The 1,533-nt window shown below is 56.4% G+C and carries 1 protein-coding gene; it reads right to left on the bottom strand.

Annotated elements, in window-relative coordinates; all coding sequences use genetic code 11:
* Positions 1-261: 261 nt before the first annotated feature.
* A complete protein-coding gene (locus tag NTW95_06315; protein ID MCX6557033.1) occupies positions 262-1,401 on the bottom strand; it encodes an MFS transporter in 1,140 nt (379 codons plus the stop codon).
* Between the last annotated feature and the right edge of the window lie 132 nt (positions 1,402-1,533).

Raw genomic sequence — 1,533 nt, forward strand, 5'->3', positions numbered from 1 at the left:
TCGTTTTCCCCACCCCGCCTTTTCCCGAAGATACGGATAATATTCTCATGATGATCCCCTTGTTGATTTCGCCAGACGTATTCTCTGGACAAAACCATAAGAAAATTGGCATTATACCAGATTCAGCCGCCTACTTTCAAATTGAAAAGAAAATCAATAACGTACCGAAGGCTTCAATACTGACAAAAGGATTTCTTGTAAAGGGTCTCTACGGCATGGGTGACCTTCAACTTGACTCCCGGCGCAGTCCGTCCTTTTTTTCTATTCATGGTTCATCATCTCCCAATTTCTCAATATCGCGGCCAGGAGTGGCACTCCGGCTAGAAGGAATAACGCGCCCAGGGCGACGAAGGCTGCGGAGAGGGAAACAAAATCGATCAAGCGGCCGAAGAGCGGTGAAATGACAATGAACACCATGCTGCCAGCCATGGAAGCCAGAGAGAGGACCGTGGCCCGGACATCGGAACCCACGGCCAGGTTGAGCCGCTCAAGCAAAACCGGGTAAGTCAAGTTCCAAAGCAGGGCGTTCGCCGGGATCAGGATGAGCAGCCATACGCTCGGGAACAGGCCGAGCATGACGAAGAACAGCGGGCTAAGCAGTACCAGGAACAAGGCTGCTTTGTCTCCAAAGCGTTCGCTGAAGACATGCGCCCATCCCCCCCCCAGGGCACCGGCCAGTTGGAAAACGGCGAACAGGACGCCGAACCAGCCCACGCCGATGCCCAGGCCTTGGTAGAGGAGGAAGTAGGCCCAAACTCCGGTCAGGTTGCAGGCCATGATCAGGCCGGCGAACAGCACAACCGGGCGGATGTGGGGCTTCTTCAGGCAGAAGCGGCATATGCGCAGGATATCCCGCAGCGGCTCATGCGAGCGCCGCTTCACCCGCTCGGGCTCGACCAGGGACAAGGCGACGAAGGGCATGAACAAGGCGGAAAAGACATTGACCAGGAAAGAAAGGCGCAGGAAGACCGCGGCCAGCAGCCCGCCGGCAACGGACGAGACAGCTGTTCCGGTCCGGGCGAAGAGCGCGCTCCTTCCTTCATAGCGCTTGTATTCCCCTTCGCGCTTGAGTTGGCGCAGCGAATCGAAGAGCATGGCCGAGTCGCATCCTGAGCGCATGCTGATGCTGACAGCCAAAATTACCTCGGCGAAGACAAAAGCCAAGAAGCTACTGCCAGCGGTGTAAACTGCCAGGCCAAGCGGGAAAAAAATCGCCCCGAAAACCAGTGTCTTTTTGCGGCCGACGACATCGGCCAGGTAGCCCGATGGCACCTCCAGAAGCAGGACCGCCAGGTGGAAGGCGGCCTGGATGGTGAAGATCTGGGTGGAGTTCAGGCCGTTGGCGGTGTAATACAGGATCAACACCGGAGCGATCGGCAAAAAATCGCCCAGGAATTTCATGGTAAAGATCTTCCACAAATTGCGGTTTATTTCTGTTGATCCGGTATTCGCGGTCAAAAGCGTTCCGGGAAGCGGCTTGGCTTCAGCGGACGAAAGCCTTGCGGCCTGCGTAAACCGCAGCGGCCCCGAGAT

The organism is Candidatus Aminicenantes bacterium (assembly GCA_026393795.1).
Classification (GTDB): Bacteria; Acidobacteriota; Aminicenantia; order UBA2199; family UBA2199; genus UBA2199.

What these genes read in the sequence shown, in the direction of transcription:
- NTW95_06315 (MCX6557033.1), bottom strand. Translation starts at nt 1,401, where the DNA reads ATGAAATTCCTGGGCGATTTTTTGCCGATCGCTCCGGTGTTGATCCTG.